Here is a 20888-nt window from a genome sequence, read left to right as displayed (position 1 = left end):
AAAAATAACAATCAGCGGAGGTTACGGCCATGAAACCGCAACAACGGCACACCATCACGAGCAGCAACAACGGCTTCACACTTAAAACCTTGGTTCAGTCCATACGCGATAAGCATCAGAAGCCTTCCGCCGACAATCGGCCCAACCATCCGCCTTATTCTCCGCAACACCTTAAGCTGGAACGCCTGGAGCCGCGCCTTTTGCTCAGTGCGGACCTCGCAATCGACATCGGCCAAGACCTGGCCTTGGAAAACCAAGTGCCGGGCGACCGCATCTCGGTCACGCTGAATCTAAGCAACGACGGCGATGCCTCGGTCAGCAAACCGGAAGTCGCGGTCTGGGCCTCTTTAGACGACATGCTGGACGAAAACGACATTTTGCTGGGCAGCGGCAAAGCCACCGGCAAATTGGCGGACGGTCAGGATAAAACCGTAAAACTCAAGCTGAACTTGCCGAAAGACTTAATCCCCGGCGATTACACCTTGTTCGCGGAGGCAGACCCGAACGCGAAGCTCACCGAAAACGACGAGACCAACAACGTCACCAACATCGGCACCCTGAACAACATTTGGGCGTTCGGCGAAGTGGACGGCCACAAAGGCAACGTCACCTTAAACGTCGAGACCGAAGACGGTACCGAAGCCAGCTTCAAACTGACCGGCGGCGGCAGCGGCAGCGTCAGCTATGCCGACGGCCAATTCGCTATCCAGCTGGCCGATACCGGCAACCGCTCCAACCTGACCGTCAACATCAAAGACGGCGACGGCAGTATAGGCAGCATAACCAGCGCTACCGGCCTCAGCTCGATCAAGCTGATCAACGCGCCATTACAAGGCGATATCCAAATCGGCGGCAATCTGGCCAAACTCAGCTTGGACGACGTATTGGGCGGTAGCGTGGTCATTGAAGGCACCAGCGGCAAGCTGAACGTCACAGCCAAAGACATCAAAGACCTCAGCTTCGACAGCGCCACGGCCATCGGCAAATTCACCGCCAACGAGTGGCTGGATGCCGACGATACCGCCGACAGCCTAACCGCTCCGTCGTTGGCGGCCTTGAAAATTAAAGGCGATTTTCAAGCCGACCTGAACTTGTCGCAAGCCGACGCCAAAGGCATGACCCTGGGCAGCGCCACGATAGGCGGCGACAGCAGCGGCGAATGGTTAGTGCTAGGTAAAACCGGCCGTTTGTTGTTGGACAGCACTTCCGGCAGTTGGCACGGCACCTTTACCGGCGAAATCAGCTTATTGAAAACCAAGGGCGATTTGGCCGGCACGCTGGATACGCCTAACGTCAAAAACTTGCAAGTCGGGCGGAATCTGAACGCCGCCGTACTCAACATCGGCGCCAACCTGGGTAGCGACGGTGCCTTGGGCGGCACCGGCGATGCGGCCGACAGCTTCGGGCAGGCCGCCATCGCCAACTTCTTCGTTAAAGGCGACGTCGCCGACAGCCGGATTCGCATCGGCATGAATCCGACCAACGGCAGTTACGACGACGGCGACGACAGCTTGCTGAGCGGCACCCCGTTCAAAAAAATCACTGTGCAAGGCGACTTGACCGGCACCACCAAAGTGTTTGCGGCCGCCTTCCCGGCTCGGGTCAAAATCGGCGGCAGAAATCAATCGTCCGCTGATGTGGATCAGTTCCTGACTCAAGCCCCCGGCCAGGAAGTATTGATCGACTTGTCCGCTGCCTTGCAAAACCCCGGCACCAACAACGTCACCAACAACATTGGCGTCAGCGGAACCGTCGACACCTCCGGTACCGGCATTCAACTCAAGGTTCGATTCGACGACGCCACCGGCTACAGCGACTTCAGCGGCAAAGTCGGGGATGGCGGCAGTTTTCAAATCAGCCATCAAGAATTGGTTGCGCTATTCCCGAACCAGCAAATAGCCGACGGAGCCCATACCATTCACTTTTTAGCCACTAATGCCGAAGGCGGCACTAAGTCATTCGACCTTAGCTTTACGCTGGATACGGTAGCCCAATTCGCCAGTTTCGGAGTCTCCGAAACCGACGCGGTTGGCGGCGACACCAGCAAAACCGCCGCCGCCAACGTAGTGTTGCGCGGTAGCGCCGAAGCCGGCTCGCAAGTCAGTTACGGCAACCAAACGGTTTTAGTCGGCAACAACGGTAACTTCACCCTGCCCGGCGTAGCACTGACGCTTGGCGACAATAGCATCACTTTAGCCATTACCGACCCGGCCGGCAATGTCAACCAATTAACCCGCACTTTGACCCGGGTCGATCAAACCCAGGCCGACCCGGTACTGGCCTGGAACGACATTGCCTTGCACGCCATCCAGCGCGACGTGACCGACCCGCCGATCGCCACCCGTATGTTGGCCATGCTCAGCTTGGCGCAATACGATACCTTGGCGGCTATCGAAGGCACGCAAGCCTATATGGTACAGCGCTCGCTAACCGGCGAGGTCGACGCTCAGGCCGCCTTGGCCACCGCCGCCTACCGCATTTTGACCTTGAGCTACCCGGCGCAAAAAGCCACTTTCGATGCAGCTCTAGCTTCCGATCTCACCCTGATAGCCGACGGTGCGGCCAAAGACAACGGCATCGCCTTGGGGTTAAGTATTGCCGATGCGGTCTGGGCCATACGCGAAAACGACGGCTCGGACGACTACGATACTTATATCGGCAGCGAAGAACCCGGCGCCTGGCGGCCTACCGCCCCGGCTTTCGACTTACCGGACGAACCGCATTGGGGGAATGTGACGCCGTTCGCCCTGGATTCGGCGGACGAATTCCGCCCGGCCCCGCCTCCGGCCTTGGACAGCGCCGCATACACCGAAGCCGTCAATGAAATCAAAGCTCTAGGCAGCGCCGACAGCAGTACCCGAACCGCGGACCAAACGGAACAAGCCTTGTTTTGGGCCGACGGCAAGGGCAGCTTCACCCCGCCCGGGCATTGGAACCAAATCGCGTCCGAAGTCGCTTTCGCCCAGGGCAACAGCCTCAGCGCCAACGTGCGCTTGTTTGCCCAATTGAACGTCGCCCTGGCGGACGCCGGTATCGCCTGTTGGGACGCCAAATACACCTACGGCCTGTGGCGGCCGATAACCGCCATTCAAGACGCCGAGTTCGACAACAACCCGGCCACCGAGGACGACGACGACTGGCGGCCTTTGCTTCTTACCCCGCCGCACCCGGAATACGTATCCGGCCACTCCACCTTCAGCGCCGCCGCCGCGACGGTATTGGCCGCCACTTTCGGCGACGACGTCGCGTTCAGCACCACTTCGGCGACATTACCCGGCGTCACTCGCGACTACACCAGTTTTAGCGAAGCCTCGCAAGAAGCCGGCCGCAGCCGGGTGTACGGCGGTATTCATTACGAATTCACCAATCAGGCCGGCAACGCGCTGGGCAACCAAGTCGCCAACGCGGTTCTGACCCGCTTTGCGCTGACCGAAGACACCCAGGCGCCGGTAGTCATCGTCGACAATGTCGCCGCTTACGCCAAAGACAACCCGACCCTGACCGGACAAGTAGTGGACAATCTATCCGGAGTAGCCGGCGCGCAATACCGCATCGACGGCGGCGACTGGCAAACGCTGAACCTGGATGCGGAAGGCAAATTCAGTATTTCCACCGCATTTGCGTTGGACGGCTCAGCCGACGGCAGCCATAGCGTATCCATCATGGCAACCGACGCCTCCGGCAACGCCAGCGGCGCCTATACCCGCACCTTTACGCTGGACACCCAAGCGCCGACCGTCACCGTAACCAGCTTGGCCGAAGGCGACAGCTTGACCGCCAACATCCGCTTGAAAGGCAGCGCAGACGGCACCGGCACCACGCTGACCATGCTGAATTACCAATTCGACACCGGCACGGTGCGCAGCTTGATTTACGACAGCACCGGCAAATTCGACGACTTATTGCAATACGGCGACTTGAGCGTCGGCGAACATAGTTTGAAAATCACCGCCCAGGATTCGGCCGGCAACCAAACCGTGCAAACCTTGACGGTCAAGGTCGACGCGCTGGCACCGTTTACCATCACTAAAATCAGCCCGGCCGACGGCAGCGCCAACGTCGGCGTCACCCAGCGTCCGCAAATCAATTTCAGCCGCGCGGTCAACCCCGCCACGCTGACCGGTAAAAATCTGTACGCTACGGCGCCGGACGGCACCAAACTGGCCACCACCATCGTTCCCGCGGCCGACGGCAGCTTCGCCTGGCTGTTTTTCACCAATCCCATGCCCGGCGGTTCGGAAATCACCATTCATGTGGACGGCTCCAAAATCCGCGCCGCGGCGGACGGCAGCTTTCTGGACGCGGACGGCGACGGCACGGCCGGCGGCGAGACCACGGTCAGCTTCACCACGGTTAGCACCACGGCCATTACCGGCACTAAATTGATCGGCAAGGTGGTCGACCCCGGTCCAGACCTGGAGCCTATGACTTTCGACGACATCCGCCGCGGCCCGGACGGCGTGCCGCATACCGCCGATGACGTGTTCAAATTGCCGATAGCCCACGCCAAGGTATTTATCCTGGGCCACGAGGACCAATTCGTTTATACCGATGAAAACGGCAATTTCGAGCTGACCGACGTTCCGGCCGGCGAAGTGAAATTGGCGATAGACGGCCGCACCGCCACCAATGCGCCGGACGGCGTATTCTTCCCGGAAATGGTCATGGCGCTGGAAATCAAAGCCGGCGTCACCAACACCGTGATGGGCAGCATGGGCAGCGACGAAGAAAAACTGGCCAATGCCGACCGGGTGGAAGCCTATCTGCCGCGCATCGCCAATACCGTATTGCAGGACGTCAGCAACAGCGAACCGACCACCATCACTACGGCCAACGCCGACGCCGCACCGAATCTGACCCCGGAAGAGAGGGAAAAACTAACCCTGACCATCAATCCCGGCACCGCCGTCGGCGAAGACGGCACTATAGTGGACAACGCGCAGATCGGTATCGCCACGGTACCGCCGGAATTGGTGCGCGACATGCTGCCGCCCGGCGTGTTGCAACACACCTTCGACATTACCATCCAGGCGCCCGGCATCGCTACCTTCACCGACCCGGTAGAGATTACCTTTCCTAACGTATTCAACGCCGCACCGGGTACCAAACTCAACATTCTGAGTTTCGACCACACCACCGGCATGCTGGTCATCAACGGCACCGGCACCGTATCGGCCGACGGCTTGACCGTGGTTTCCGACCCCGGTTCCGGCGTGCGTGCGCCGGGTTGGCACGGCATGACGCCGCCCGGAGGTTGTGGCGGCGCCCCAACTCCGCCGATGCCGCCGCACGAGCCGGATCCTAACGACACCAGTGATCCGAAAGAGTACATTACGCTGCCGCTGATTACCGACGAAGGCGGCAGCTTCGACTTCCCGGACATGAGCTGGACTGCGCCCGATCCGTTACCGGATACGCCGCCGACTCCGCCCGATCCATCCGGCTGTCCGCAACCGGCCCCGGATTTACCGGACGAAAAACAGCCCTACATCCAGGTTACCATCACGGTCGACGGGCCGCTGGGCGATTACATGAAACAAACCGGCGACGTCGCCCTGACCGGCGATTCGTTCGCATTGCGCGCAGGCACCGGCATCACCAAGACCTTCGACATGGTGGCTAAAACCTTTGCCGAGCTATCCGCCAACGGCATGAAAGACTTCGAAAAGAACGTGCTGTTCGGCAGTTCCATCACCATCGAGGAAGTCACCGGCCGGCCGGACGGCAGCACCCACACCACCACCAAAGAATATCTGTTGACCCGTTATGTGGACGCTACCGACGACAACCATACCGACGGCCAGACCGAATTCTCCAAAACCATCAACGACGGCGCTGCCGGTATCCACCGGGTTGCCCCGATCGAATTCCGCACCGGCTCGCAAAAACCCGAACTGAACATCAGCAGCGGCACCCATTTCTTCGACGCCTCTTCCAGCGGAGAACTGTGGTTCGATCCGGTCAGCTCGGGCCTGCTCAGTGCAAGCGAGGAACTGACAGACGAATTAGAGATTAAAAACCCGCAAAACGGCGACGTGGCCGGCACGATCGACTTAAAGGGCGTCGGCGCGGACAAGCAAGTGTGGGATATCGACGTCAGCAGTCTGGAATCCACCCTGGCCTCCATCGCCGGCGGCAGCGACGGCAACGTCGATTATTCCTTCGTTAGCGCTGCCGAAATCAAGCTGTTCGATAATTTGGAAGACGACGGTGTTACCGCCAAACCGAACGAACGCAGCGATCTGGCCAACGACATCGCGACCGCGATGTACGGTTTCTACAGCGGCTTTACCGACGGCTTGGTAGGCGGCGGCACCTTGCTGGGCGACGAAATCGAAATCGTATTCAGCACTTATAGCGAAGGCGGCGTCGCCAAGGCCGGCTTGTACGGCACTTCCAGCCCGGCCGGCGGCGTGGATAACGTATTCGACCAAAGCAGCGGCTCCAGCGAAGATACGGTCTCCACCGTCATCAACAACATGAACAACTACAGCAAGGCCGAGCTGGCGTTCAGACTGGACAATTCCATTAACCCCGAATACGACGGGGACGTCAACGTCCATCCCGACACCCATTTCGAATATTGGGATTTGGCCGCGCAAGCCACCCCGCGGGCAACCTTTATTCAAATGGTGGCTGAGACCGCGGCGCACGAATTCGGGCATACCCTGAGTTTGGCCCACACCTACAAAACCTTCGCGCCTAATCCCAGCAAACAAACCGGCCCCGGCAACACGCTGGACTTAATGATGGGCCATGCCGGCGACTTGCCGTCCTCGCACGGCGGCAATCTGTCGCTAAAAACTCAAACCAGTACCGCGCTGAAAATGTCGCTGGATTTGAACTATACCGCGGCCGACGCACAAGTCATCTCCAATTACTATTACCAAAACATTGTGGTGGAAGGCGGTTTCTCTACCCCGGCCGAAGATGGCGGCGAGGAGCCGGAAACCCCCAACCTGGTGTTCCAAGGCCCGCATTTGGCGGTATTCGACGCCGACGCGGAAATGGGCATCTTCGGCGACATGGATTTCGGCAACGTAGCGGTCGGCGGCACGGTGCAAAAAAACCTGTTGCTGATCAATTACGGCAACGAAGACCTAAGCATAGCCGGCCTGACCTCGGCCGGCGGCGCGTTCACGTTGGGTAATCTAGCCCCGAACACCGTGCTGCATCCGGGCGAATCGGTTAACGTCACGCTGAACTTCAGCCCGGCAACTATCGGCAGCTTTACCGGCACGATCAATCTGAATAGCAACGCAGTCAACGGTCTAACCAAAATCGATCTGGCCGGCTTCGGCCAAAACGCCGCAGCCACCGCAACGGCGGTTTACGCCAACAACAATTTTGGCGGCGCCGATCTGACAACCGGCCAAGTCACCCGCAGCTTCACGGTGCGCAACGACGGCCAACAAGACTTGGTAATTTCCGGCCTGTCGATAGCGAACGGTGCCAGCGACTTTAGTCTGGTCAACGCGCCAAGCGACCTGGATACCAATCCGATCACGCTGGCTTCCGGAGAAACCTACACTTTCGAAGTCAAATTCGACCCCAGCGCTACCGGCTTGTTGCGCGGCACAGTCAACGTCACTACTAACGACCCAGCTAACGGCACCCTGAAAGTCAACGTGGTCGGCACCGGTTACGACAAGTCTTACCAATATCATTGGGGCAACGATTACGTCGCGGTCGAAGTCGACGGCACGGTGTTACGCACCCAAAGCGGCAACGACGGTTATTTCGAATTCTTCCTGCCCTCCGACAAGGCTTACAAAATCACGGTATTCGATCCGGAAAGCGGCTTGGTCGCCCACGGTTCCGGCACTACCCCGGCTTCCGGCGGCGGTACCGATCTGGCCTCCGGCCTAGTATTCCGGCCTTCCACCGCCATCGACACAGACGGCGACGGTTTGCCTGACGACGCCGAATTCGCCATCGGCACCAACCAGAACAAAACCGACACCGATAAAGATTCGCTGGACGATTTCACCGAAATCGAGCAAGGCTTGGATCCCTTGGGCGGTTTGGCGATACCGACCGGCATCGTTTCCTCGGTCGGCCTGCAAGGCAGCGCGGAAGCCGTCGCCATGCTCGGCTCGACGTCCGGCGATTCCGGCTTGACCGCACTGGTCGCTACCGGCAACAAAGGCTTGGCCATCATAGATGCCTCCAAATTCAATTCGCCGCAGGTTTTGGCCGAGCTGGCGCTGGACGGCAACAACACCGATGTGGCGGTGGACGCAGCCCGCAACATTGCCGCGGTGGCCGGCGGCAGCGCCGGTCTGCACATTGTGAATATCGCCGATCCGAGCAATCCGGTGCTCAGCAAAACCTTAGCTTTCGTCAACCCGGTCACCCACGTCGACATTCGCGACGGCGTGGCTTTTGTCACCACAGGTACCGACATCGCAACTGTCGATTTGAACACCGGCGAACTGATAAACACCTTGAATTTATCGGCGTTGGGCGGCAACACCCTGGCCGATCTGGCCATAGACGGCAACACCCTGTTCAGCCTGGACAGAAACAACGTGTTGCGCACGATTGGCATTGCCGGCGACGAATTGACGCCCCTGGATTCGCTGAACGTCGGTCTCGGCGGCGGCAAATTGTTCGTGGGCGGCGGGGTGGCCTATATCGGCCGCAACGACGGTTTCAACGGCGGTTTCTCGACGGTAAACGTCAGCGACCCAAGCAACCTCAGTTTGTTGAGCGGGCCGGACAGCACCAACCTGGGCGGTAACGCCATCGTCGCCAACGGATCCGGCTTGGCGGTCAGCGTCGGCAACCCCGGCGGCGTATTCGGCAACAACGCCTTGGACGTGGTCAACGTCGCCGACCCCACCGATACCGGTAATCTGGTTACCCGCATCGACTTGCCGCAAACGCCTAAAGACGTCGTCCTGGCCAACGGCTTGGCCTTTGTGGCCGACGGCAGCGGCGGTTTACAAATCGTCAACTACGTCAATTTCGACACCTTGGGCGTGGCCCCAACCGTCTCCATCAGCGTCGACGGCATAGACGCCGACCCGGCCACCGACGGCATTCAAGTGTTGGAAGGCCACAGCATCCGCATCCTGCCGACTATCACCGACGACGTGCAGGTTCGCAACGTGGAACTGTTGGTCAACGGCCAAGTGGTCGCCAACGACATTGCCTTTCCGTTCGAACTGTTCACCCAAGCACCGGCCATCGCCACAGGCGGCGACAGCTTTACCGTGCAAATTAGAGCCTCAGATACCGGCGGCAACGAAGCCTTGTCCAACTTGATCACGGTGGACGTGGTGCCGGACACCTTCGCGCCCAACGTCACCTCGGTCAACGTCAACGAAGGCGAAGAACGTTACATCGTGCGCGCCATCAATGTCGTATTCGACGAACCGATCGATACCGAGCTGTTAACGTCCACCGGCGTCACCTTGATCGGCGCCGGAACCGACGGCGTGCTGGATACCGAGGACGACGTCAATATTCCGGTGAGCATCGACAGCCGCGCGTTCGGACAGCGGGTCAGTTTCCTGATCGCCGGCATCCTGCCGCCCGGACCTTACCGCTTTACCCTGCCGGCCACCGCAATCAGCGACTTGGCGGGCAATGGCCTGGCGGATCCCATAGTACGCAACTTCAGCATCCGCACGGCCAGCGATATCGTCGCCGCATCCGGCGTACCGGACGTGCCTACCGCACCGGCCGCCAACCCGGGGCAACAATTCGGCATTTCGGTACCCTTCGATCCGTCCACCGCTAAAGCGGATTTCACCGTGATAGACGCCGGCGGCAGCCAATCCACGCTCAGCCTCAAGGCCAACCGCTGGGACAGCGCCACCGGCGTCGCTTATTTCGTGGTCCCCATGAACGCCGTCACCGCCGACATTGTCGTGTATTCGCAAGTCGGCGAGGTGCGAACCGATTTTGCCGACGGTACCTTCCCGTTGCAAATCGTGCCTGTCATTAGCGGTTTCGAAATCAACTCGGTCAGCAGCGACGGCAGCAGCGCCAGCGTCACCCTGTACGGCAGCGGCTTCGTCGAAGGCAACGGCAGCGAATACCGCTTCGGCAACGGCGATAGCGCGTCGGTTGTGCAAGACTTAGACCCAAGCAGTGGCCCGGACGTACAGCAAACTTACGACAACAACCTGAACCAGTACGTCAACAGCCGGGTGGTACTGACCGTACCGCTGACCGACGGGGCATTCGGGCCGATTACGGTCAAAACCGGCGGCGGCGTCAGCGCGGCCTTCACCACCAGCCTGGACGGCATCGCCGCCACCGCCTTGTCCGGGACGCCGGCCGACGCCGGTCAGGCCTCGGCCAACCCCGGGCAAAGCATCACCATCAGCGGCGCCGACCTCAGCGCCACCACCGACGTGCTGTTTAGCTATACCGATTACAACGGCAATCCGCAGATGGTCAAGGTCAGCCCGGCTACCGTGTCGGCAGACGGCAGCAGCGCCACCGTGACCGTGCCTTACGACGCCAACGGCATTGCCAGCTTGCGCCTGTTCGGCAGCGACAGCCGCTTGAGTCTGCAAATCGTGCCGGTACTGCAAAGCTATAGCTACAACGGCAATCTGTTGCTGTACGGTGCCGGCTTCGTCGAAGGCGGCAGCCAGTTCGCGGTCGGCGGGGTTACGGTCGACGACACCGTCGTCGACGACGGGGTAGATGTCAGCTATTACTACGACTACACCCGCAGCACGTACATCAACAACGGCCACGCGATTTTGGATTCCGCCGACCTGCCCAACCACGGCTTCGGCAGCATCGTGGTCACCACCGCCGGCGGCAGCAGCGCCGGCTTGCCGTTGAACCAATTGAAAGTAGCCGCCGCCGGCACCAATCTGGGCGACCTCGCCATCGATGCCGCCGGCGATTTGTGGGTGAGCGATTACACCAACCCCGGCCATTTGCTGCGCCTAGACCCGGACAACGGCGCCGTACTGCAAACCATCACCCTGACCAACAGCTTCGGCACGCCGTATTTGTACAACCATTCCGGCCTGCAAATCGTCGCTGCCGAGATGAGTTTGAACGGTACCAACGTACCGGCCGGCAGCCTGTTGGTATTCAACGGCTACCCGAACACCGACCAAGTGTTTGCCGTCAACCCGGCCGACGGCAGCATCCTGGCCAGCCTGAGCTTGAGCGCCAACCACGATTTGACCGGCGCGGTATTCGACCCCGCCAGCGGCAACCTCTTCCTGACCGCCAACAACGGCAATCAAATCGTCGAAGTCAGCGCCGCCGACGGCAGCGTGGTCGCCAGCTTCGAACCGCCGTACAACATCCAAAGCTGGAGCGGCCTGGCCATCGACCCGGCCACCGGCCACCTGTGGCTGGGCGCTTACAACGGCGGCGGCGAGCTGGTCGAATACGCCATCGGCGCCGGCGGCACCAGTTTGACCGAAGTCGGCCGCTACGACGCCGGCGGCCAGGGCATAGACGGCGGCAACCGCATCAGCGGCCTGAGTTTTGCCGCCGACGGCAGCCTGCTGGCTGCAACCACCAGCGGTATCGTGGTCAAAATCGACCTGGGCAAAGACGCCGCCACCTTGGCTCCGACCCTGACCGCCATCGACGCGCTGGCCGCGGCCGGCACCCCGGCCGACGCCGGCCAAGCCTCCGCCAACGCCGGCCAGATCATCGAACTGACCGGCTCCAACTTCGGCCCCGGCACCCAAGTGCTGTTCCCGGTCCGCGACAGCAACGGCAACGTCGGCTTGCAAGCCGTGGTGCCGCAGCTGATCAACGCCGACGGCACCCGCCTGCAGGTGCTGGTACCGCCAACCGCCACCAGCGGCGACGTCCGCATCAGCAACCTCGGCACCCGCGACTTGGGCTTTACTAGCTATACCGATTCGATCTACCGGCAAGTCACGGTCAGCTTCACCGCCGGCAGCGACAGCGCAGAAGTGCGCTTCGCCGACGGCGGCTTGGAAGACTTAAGCAACGAAAGCTGGGGTATCGATAACGTCCTGGTCAAACAAGGCGGCAGCACGGTATTCCAGGACGACTTCGAAGGTGGCGCCGACGCCGCCTGGAGCGATCCGGCCACCAGCAGCGCCTATCAAGCCAACTTCACCGAGTTTTCCGGCCGCTTCAACAACGCCAGCCAAACCCTGAACTTGAGCGGCTTGACCGCCGGCCAGACCTACACGCTGAGTTTCGACTTGTACGTACTGGACAGTTGGGACGGCGTCAACGGCCCGGACGTGTTCGACGTGTCGGTGGACGGCGTCAGCGTATTGCACGACAGCGTCAGCAACTACAATCTGCAAGTCGCGCAAACGCTGAACAGCAGCGACGGCATCCGCCTGCAGATCGTACCGACCCTGACCGGCATGGACGGCCGGCCCAACCAGGAAAACCTGTTCTACCTGTACGGCTCGGGCTTCATGGAAGGCGCCAGCACCCTCACTATCGGCGGCATCGCCATCCCGGATCAATACCTCAACCAAAGCCCGTTGGACATCTACAGCAACAACACCGCCCTCAACGCGGTGTCGCCGTTGACCCTGGACGGGCCGATCCGTATCACCACCGAAGGCGGTTACGCCGAACTGGCCGGGCCGACTTTCGGCAACCAGCCCTTGGCCGGCTTTACCGGCATCCAGGCCCAAGCCGCCAGCGGGCTGGCGGCAGACGCCGACAGCCCGGCAGCCAACACCGGCCAAACCATCGTTTTGACCGGCCAGGGCTTTACCTACAACACCCTGGTGCAGTTCCAAGGCATAGACGACAGCGGCCAAGCCGGTCTGATTACCCGCACCGGTACCCCGAACGGCGACGGCACGCAATTGACCATCCAGGTACCGGCCTTGGCCGTCACCGGCCCGGTCACCGTCTTGGGCAGCAACGCCAGCTTCGAGCTGCAAGTCGTGCCGACCCTACGCTCGGTCGGCGGCACCATCGCCGCCGGCAATACCCTGGTCATCGAGGCTTCCGGATTGAATGCCGATGACTTGATCATCAACATCGACGGCCGCCCGGTCGGTGACTTTAGCGTTCGCACCTTGTACGACGGCACGTATTCCTATTACAACGACCAGCAATTGCTGACACTGACCGTGCCCAACGGCATTACCGCCGGCGTGATAACCGTTGGAACCGGCGGCGGCATCGCCAGCCTGCGCCTAGGTGCTAACATCACGGTGCTGGACCCGCTCAGTCCGGCCGACGACGTCGGCGGCACCTTGGATACCGCGCTGACGCTCAACGTCGGCAGCAATCAAAGCCGGCAGGTTAACGGCAACATAGGTGGCACCCTGGCCGGTTTCGACGTCGACATGTACCGTATCGACGTTAACGGCGGCGACGTACTGAGTTTCGACCTGAGCAACAGCAATGATGACTACCATATCCTGAGAATATTCGATGCGGACGGCAATCAGCTGGACATCAACTATTTTTACAGCAACACTACCGAACAAATGCATTGGACCGCACCGGCCGGCGGCAGTTATTTCGTAGGCATCAGCGGTGCTTACAACTCCAGCTACGACCCGAACGTCAGCGGCAGCGGCGAATCGTCGTTCTATACCGGCGATTATGCGTTAAACATCGAACGATTGGCGGTCGATAGCTCTCGTCTGACCGGCATTACCGCCACCGCCGCCAGCGGCACCCCGGCGCAAGCCGGCGTCGCCTCGGCCAATACCGGGCAAACCGTCACCTTGACCGGCAGCGGCCTGACCAGCGAGGATCAAATCGTTTTCACTTCTATCGATAGTTCCGGCAATCTGTATTCCAATACCGTCGATCCAGCCAGCGTGGCAGAGGACGGCAGTAGCCTGACCGTCATAGTGCCCAGCGACGCGACGACCGGCTCCGTCCGTTTGGAACGCGATTCCAGCGGCGTATTGCTGCAAATCGTCCCTTCCCTGGAGGACGTCAGCATGTTCCCCAACGCCGATTTCATCGGCGGTACCCTGAACATCAGCGGCAGCGGTTTCACCGAATCCAGCACCACCATCAACATCGGCGATCAAGTCATCGTCGACTACAGCCGCAGCTATAGCCCCTATGTCAGCAACACCAGTTTGAGCTTGACGGTGCCCGACGGCGCAGCGACCGGCCCGATCCAAATCGTGACCGCCGGCGGCAGCAGCGCGATATTCGATTTGAGCTTAACCGGCATCAGCGCCACGGCCGCCAGCGGTACCGCCGGCGGCAGCGGTGCATCGGCAACCTCCGGGCAAACCGTCACGCTGACCGGTAGCGGCTTCAAAAACTCGACGAGTGTCGTGATGAGCGTGGTCGATCCATCCGGCACCGCTAAAGACATCATCGTCCGCCCGTCTTTGGTCAATGCCGAAGGCACCGAAATGCAAGTGATCGTACCTTTGAACGCGATTAGCGGGGTAGTGAGGGTACTCGGCGACAAAACCGCCACGGCCTTGGAATTGCAAATCGTACCGACGATCACCGGCATGGATGTAAACAGCGTCGCTGCCGACGGCAGCAGCGCCAACATCACCCTGTACGGCACCGGTTTCGTCGAAGGCAATAACAGCGAATACCGCTTCGGCGCTAGCGGCTTGGTCTTGTTAGACGCCGGCGCGAATACCGGCCCGGACGTACAGCAAACTTACGACAACAACCTGAACCAGTACGTCAACAGCCGGGTGGTACTGACCGTACCGCTGACCGACGGGGCATTCGGGCCGATTACGGTCAAAACCGGCGGCGGCGTCAGCGCGGCCTTCACCACCAGCCTGGACGGCATCGCCGCCACCGCCTTGTCCGGGACGCCGGCCGACGCCGGTCAGGCCTCGGCCAACCCCGGGCAAAGCATCACCATCAGCGGCGCCGACCTCAGCGCCACCACCGACGTGCTGTTTAGCTATACCGATTACAACGGCAATCCGCAGATGGTCAAGGTCAGCCCGGCTACCGTGTCGGCAGACGGCAGCAGCGCCACCGTGACCGTGCCTTACGACGCCAACGGCATTGCCAGCTTGCGCCTGTTCGGCAGCGACAGCCGCTTGAGTCTGCAAATCGTGCCGGTACTGCAAAGCTATAGCTACAACGGCAATCTGTTGCTGTACGGTGCCGGCTTCGTCGAAGGCGGCAGCCAGTTCGCGGTCGGCGGGGTTACGGTCGACGACACCGTCGTCGACGACGGGGTAGATGTCAGCTATTACTACGACTACACCCGCAGCACGTACATCAACAACGGCCACGCGATTTTGGATTCCGCCGACCTGCCCAACCACGGCTTCGGCAGCATCGTGGTCACCACCGCCGGCGGCAGCAGCGCCGGCTTGCCGTTGAACCAATTGAAAGTAGCCGCCGCCGGCACCAATCTGGGCGACCTCGCCATCGATGCCGCCGGCGATTTGTGGGTGAGCGATTACACCAACCCCGGCCATTTGCTGCGCCTAGACCCGGACAACGGCGCCGTACTGCAAACCATCACCCTGACCAACAGCTTCGGCACGCCGTATTTGTACAACCATTCCGGCCTGCAAATCGTCGCTGCCGAGATGAGTTTGAACGGTACCAACGTACCGGCCGGCAGCCTGTTGGTATTCAACGGCTACCCGAACACCGACCAAGTGTTTGCCGTCAACCCGGCCGACGGCAGCATCCTGGCCAGCCTGAGCTTGAGCGCCAACCACGATTTGACCGGCGCGGTATTCGACCCCGCCAGCGGCAACCTCTTCCTGACCGCCAACAACGGCAATCAAATCGTCGAAGTCAGCGCCGCCGACGGCAGCGTGGTCGCCAGCTTCGAACCGCCGTACAACATCCAAAGCTGGAGCGGCCTGGCCATCGACCCGGCCACCGGCCACCTGTGGCTGGGCGCTTACAACGGCGGCGGCGAGCTGGTCGAATACGCCATCGGCGCCGGCGGCACCAGTTTGACCGAAGTCGGCCGCTACGACGCCGGCGGCCAGGGCATAGACGGCGGCAACCGCATCAGCGGCCTGAGTTTTGCCGCCGACGGCAGCCTGCTGGCTGCAACCACCAGCGGTATCGTGGTCAAAATCGACCTGGGCAAAGACGCCGCCACCTTGGCTCCGACCCTGACCGCCATCGACGCGCTGGCCGCGGCCGGCACCCCGGCCGACGCCGGCCAAGCCTCCGCCAACGCCGGCCAGATCATCGAACTGACCGGCTCCAACTTCGGCCCCGGCACCCAAGTGCTGTTCCCGGTCCGCGACAGCAACGGCAACGTCGGCTTGCAAGCCGTGGTGCCGCAGCTGATCAACGCCGACGGCACCCGCCTGCAGGTGCTGGTACCGCCAACCGCCACCAGCGGCGACGTCCGCATCAGCAACCTCGGCACCCGCGACTTGGGCTTTACTAGCTATACCGATTCGATCTACCGGCAAGTCACGGTCAGCTTCACCGCCGGCAGCGACAGCGCAGAAGTGCGCTTCGCCGACGGCGGCTTGGAAGACTTAAGCAACGAAAGCTGGGGTATCGATAACGTCCTGGTCAAACAAGGCGGCAGCACGGTATTCCAGGACGACTTCGAAGGTGGCGCCGACGCCGCCTGGAGCGATCCGGCCACCAGCAGCGCCTATCAAGCCAACTTCACCGAGTTTTCCGGCCGCTTCAACAACGCCAGCCAAACCCTGAACTTGAGCGGCTTGACCGCCGGCCAGACCTACACGCTGAGTTTCGACTTGTACGTACTGGACAGTTGGGACGGCGTCAACGGCCCGGACGTGTTCGACGTGTCGGTGGACGGCGTCAGCGTATTGCACGACAGCGTCAGCAACTACAATCTGCAAGTCGCGCAAACGCTGAACAGCAGCGACGGCATCCGCCTGCAGATCGTACCGACCCTGACCGGCATGGACGGCCGGCCCAACCAGGAAAACCTGTTCTACCTGTACGGCTCGGGCTTCATGGAAGGCGCCAGCACCCTCACTATCGGCGGCATCGCCATCCCGGATCAATACCTCAACCAAAGCCCGTTGGACATCTACAGCAACAACACCGCCCTCAACGCGGTGTCGCCGTTGACCCTGGACGGGCCGATCCGTATCACCACCGAAGGCGGTTACGCCGAACTGGCCGGGCCGACTTTCGGCAACCAGCCCTTGGCCGGCTTTACCGGCATCCAGGCCCAAGCCGCCAGCGGGCTGGCGGCAGACGCCGACAGCCCGGCAGCCAACACCGGCCAAACCATCGTTTTGACCGGCCAGGGCTTTACCTACAACACCCTGGTGCAGTTCCAAGGCATAGACGACAGCGGCCAAGCCGGTCTGATTACCCGCACCGGTACCCCGAACGGCGACGGCACGCAATTGACCATCCAGGTACCGGCCTTGGCCGTCACCGGCCCGGTCACCGTCTTGGGCAGCAACGCCAGCTTCGAGCTGCAAGTCGTGCCGACCCTACGCTCGGTCGGCGGCACCATCGCCGCCGGCAATACCCTTGTCATCGAGGCTTCCGGATTGAATGCCGATGACGTAGTCTTCACGATTGACGGCATCGCCGCTACCGTAGTTGACATCCGCACCCTGCGCGACGGCAGCGGTTCGTCCAAAGATCAGCAGCTGGTTACGCTGACGGTTCCGGACGGTGTAAGCGCCGGGGTGATTGGCGTCAGTACCGGCGGCGGTAGCGCCGGCCTGACCACAGGCGCTAGCGTTACCGCTTTGGATAATTTGGCCCCGGCCGACGACGTCGCCGGTACCTTGGCCGACGCGCTGGCCTTGACCATAGGCAACAACCAAAGCCAAGAGGTCAGCGCCAGCATAGGCGGCACCCTGGCCGGTTTCGACGTCGACATGTTCAAACTCAATGTGAACGGCGGCGACGTATTGACCTTGAACGTAGACACCGGCGACAGTTATCACTTGCTACGCTTATTCGATGCCGACGGCAACCAGTTGTCGTCACGCTACTTCTTCGCCGGAGACTCGTCCGAGCTGCAGTACACTGTACCGTATACCGGTAGCCTATACCTCGGCGTCAGCGGTTACTACAACGCCAACTACGATCCCACCGTCAGCGGCAGCGGCACCAGCTCATCGTTGGTCGGCGATTACACATTAAGCGTGGAACGATTGGCCGGCAGCACTACCCGCTTGAGCGGCATTACCGCCACCGCCGCCAGCGGCACCCCGGCGCAAGCCGGCGTCGCTTCGGCCAATACCGGGCAGACCGTCACCTTGACCGGCAGCGGCCTGACCGGCGACGACGACGTGGTCTTCACGACGGTCGATAGCAGCGGTAATTTGCGCGAACAAACCGTGTCGCCCACCAGCGTCGCCGAAGACGGCAACAGCCTACAAGTCGTGGTGCCGAGTACCGCGATCAGCGGCCAAGTCCGCTTAGCACGCGAAAACGTCGGCATTCTGCTGCAAATCGTACCGACGTTGAACGACTTCAGCATGAGCGCCGGCAACGGCTTTATCGGCAACAACCTTACCATCACCGGCAGCGGCTACATGGACGGCGCTACTACCGTCTCGATCGGTGGCGTCGATATTCGCGACTATAGCTCGTCCTATTTACCATACGTCGACTCCGCCAGTCTGACGATTCCGGTACCTGACGGCGCGGCCGGCGGGCCCATCCAAATCACCACAGCCGGCGGCACCAGCGCCGCGTTCGGGCCGAGCTTCACCGGCATTACCGCGACCGCGGACAGCGGCAGCGCGGTCGGCGAAGGCGCTTCCGCCAATCCGGGCCAAACCATTAGCTTGACCGGCAGCGGCTTCGATGCCACCACCGACATCGTGTTCCAAGTGGTCGATCAATCCGGCAATCTGAGCGATGTCGTGGTCAAACCGACCAGCGTCAACGAGGACGGCAGCGAAATCCAGGTGCAAGTGCCGTGGAATGCGGTCACCGGTACGGTGCACATCGTCGGCGACCAAAACGGCGCCGCTTTGTTGCTACAAATCGTCCCGGCGGTTACCGGGGTGGAAGTCATCGGCATCAACGGCAGCTCGATGCAGATTTACCTGTACGGCAGCGGTTTCGTGGAAGGCGCAAACAATGCTTACCGTTTCGGCGCCGACGCCGACAGCACGGTCATATACGATCCCGGCACCGGCACCGGCCCGGACGTGCAGCTGATCTACAATGCCACCCTTAACCAATACGTCAATGGCCGGGTCTATATGACCGTGCCGATCACCGCAGGTACCTTCGGGCCGATCGGCGTGGTCTCCGCCGGCGGCAGCAGCGCTGCGTTCAACGTCGATCTGGCCGGCATCAGCGGCACCGCCGCCTCCGGCACGCCGGCCGACGCCGGTAAAGCTTCAGCCAATCCCGGTCAAAGCTTTACCCTGAGCGGCAGCGGCTTTACCGGCACCAGCGACGTATTGCTGACCTATACCGACTATGACGGCAACGAAAAAACGGTGCGTATCCGCCCCGATTCGGTCGCCGACGGCGCCGGCAGTGCAAGCTTTACCGCGCCGCTGGATGCCAACGGCGTGGTCAAAGTGCGCATGTTGGGCAGCGATACCACCTTGGAGCTGCAAATCGTACCTTTGCTGGACAGTTTCGACTACAACGGCAGCTTGTTGCTATATGGCGCCGGTTTCGTCGAAGGCGGCACCCAATATGCCGTTGGCGGGGTTACCGTGGACGACACGGCAACCGGCGACGGCGTGGACGTCAGCTATTACTACGACAACAATAGAAGCACTTACGTCTACAACGGTTATGCGGTGCTGGACACCGCCGATCTCGACCACAACGGCTTCGGCAGCGTCGCGGTCACCACTGCCGGCGGTACCAGCGCCGGTTTGGCGTTAAATCTGCTGAAAGTGACGGTGGCAGGCACCAATCTAGGCGACGTTGCCGTCAATGCCGCCGGCGAATTGTGGGTCAGCGACTATAGTAACCCCGGCCATTTGCTACGCATCGATCCGGCTAACGGCGATACCTTGCAAACCATTACCCTGACCGATGCCTTCGGTACGCCGTATCTTTACAATCACGCCGGACTGGAAGTATTGACTTCCGACATCAGCCTGGGCGGCACCAACGTGCCGAGCGGCAGCCTGCTGGTATTCAACGGTTATCCGAACACCGACAAAGTCTTCGCGGTAGACCCGGCCGACGGCAGCATCCTGGCGACGCTGACTTTGACCGCCAACCACGATTTGACCGGCGCGGTTTACGATCCCGGCACCGGCAACCTCTTCCTGACCGCCAACAACGGCAACCAAATCGTCGAAGTCAGCGCGGCCGACGGCAGCGTGGTCGCCAGCTTCAGCGCGCCGTACAACGTGCAAAGCTGGAGCGGCTTGGCCATCGATCCCAACACCGGCCACTTGTGGCTGGGCGCCTACAACGGCGTATCCACCCTGGTCGAATATTCCATCGACGATGCCGGTGCCACGCTAACCGAAGTCAGTCAGTTCGACGCCGCCAGCCAAGGCATAGACAGCAACAATCGGGTCAGCGGTCTGGCCTTCCAAGCGGACGGCACCTTGTTGGCATCGACGACTCAGGGCGCCGTGGTCAGCTTGACCTTGGCTTAAGTGACGTTCCTCCAGTACCCGCACTGCTGCCAACCGGTGGCGGTGCGGGTGTTTGGGATATTGGCTGTACTCGATTGTCCTAGCTTAGCTAGCATTCCCGTCAACTCGGATATCGCCAAACCGGGACACTCGGCGCAGAACAACAACCATAGTGCAAACAACGAATTGAGCGGTGCCCATAATAACTACCTAGCTTTCGGGATATACGGAAAGGCAATAAATTAGAACCGGAGGATGAACAACGTGAAGCCCATCGTTCGCGACCTATGCACCTCAAATGCCCGGCTAAGCGATACAGGAACCGCTAACATGGCAACCTCTAACGCTGCTTTTGGCATAGTCCGAATGATATACAGTTGGGAAAAACCCCTGGCAGTCATAAAGTTATTGGTACAACACCGCTTTTGTAGTAGATATACGGAAACT

At 60.9% G+C, this 20888-nt stretch carries 1 protein-coding gene; it reads left to right on the top strand.

The window, feature by feature from the left end; all coding sequences use genetic code 11:
- Positions 1 to 29: 29 nt before the first annotated feature.
- Positions 30 to 20462, top strand: a complete 20433-nt coding sequence (locus F1E05_RS18140; RefSeq protein ID WP_150050968.1) for a choice-of-anchor D domain-containing protein — start codon at positions 30 to 32, stop codon at positions 20460 to 20462.
- Positions 20463 to 20888: the final 426 nt, after the last annotated feature.

It is taken from the genome of Methylomonas rhizoryzae, assembly GCF_008632455.1.
Classification (GTDB): domain Bacteria; phylum Pseudomonadota; class Gammaproteobacteria; order Methylococcales; family Methylomonadaceae; genus Methylomonas; species Methylomonas rhizoryzae.
Note: the sequence above shows the minus strand (reverse complement) of the source record. Positions and strands in the feature narration are given on the sequence as shown.

What these genes read in the sequence shown, in the direction of transcription:
- F1E05_RS18140 (WP_150050968.1), top strand. Translation starts at nt 30, where the DNA reads ATGAAACCGCAACAACGGCACACCATCACGAGCAGCAACAACGGCTTC.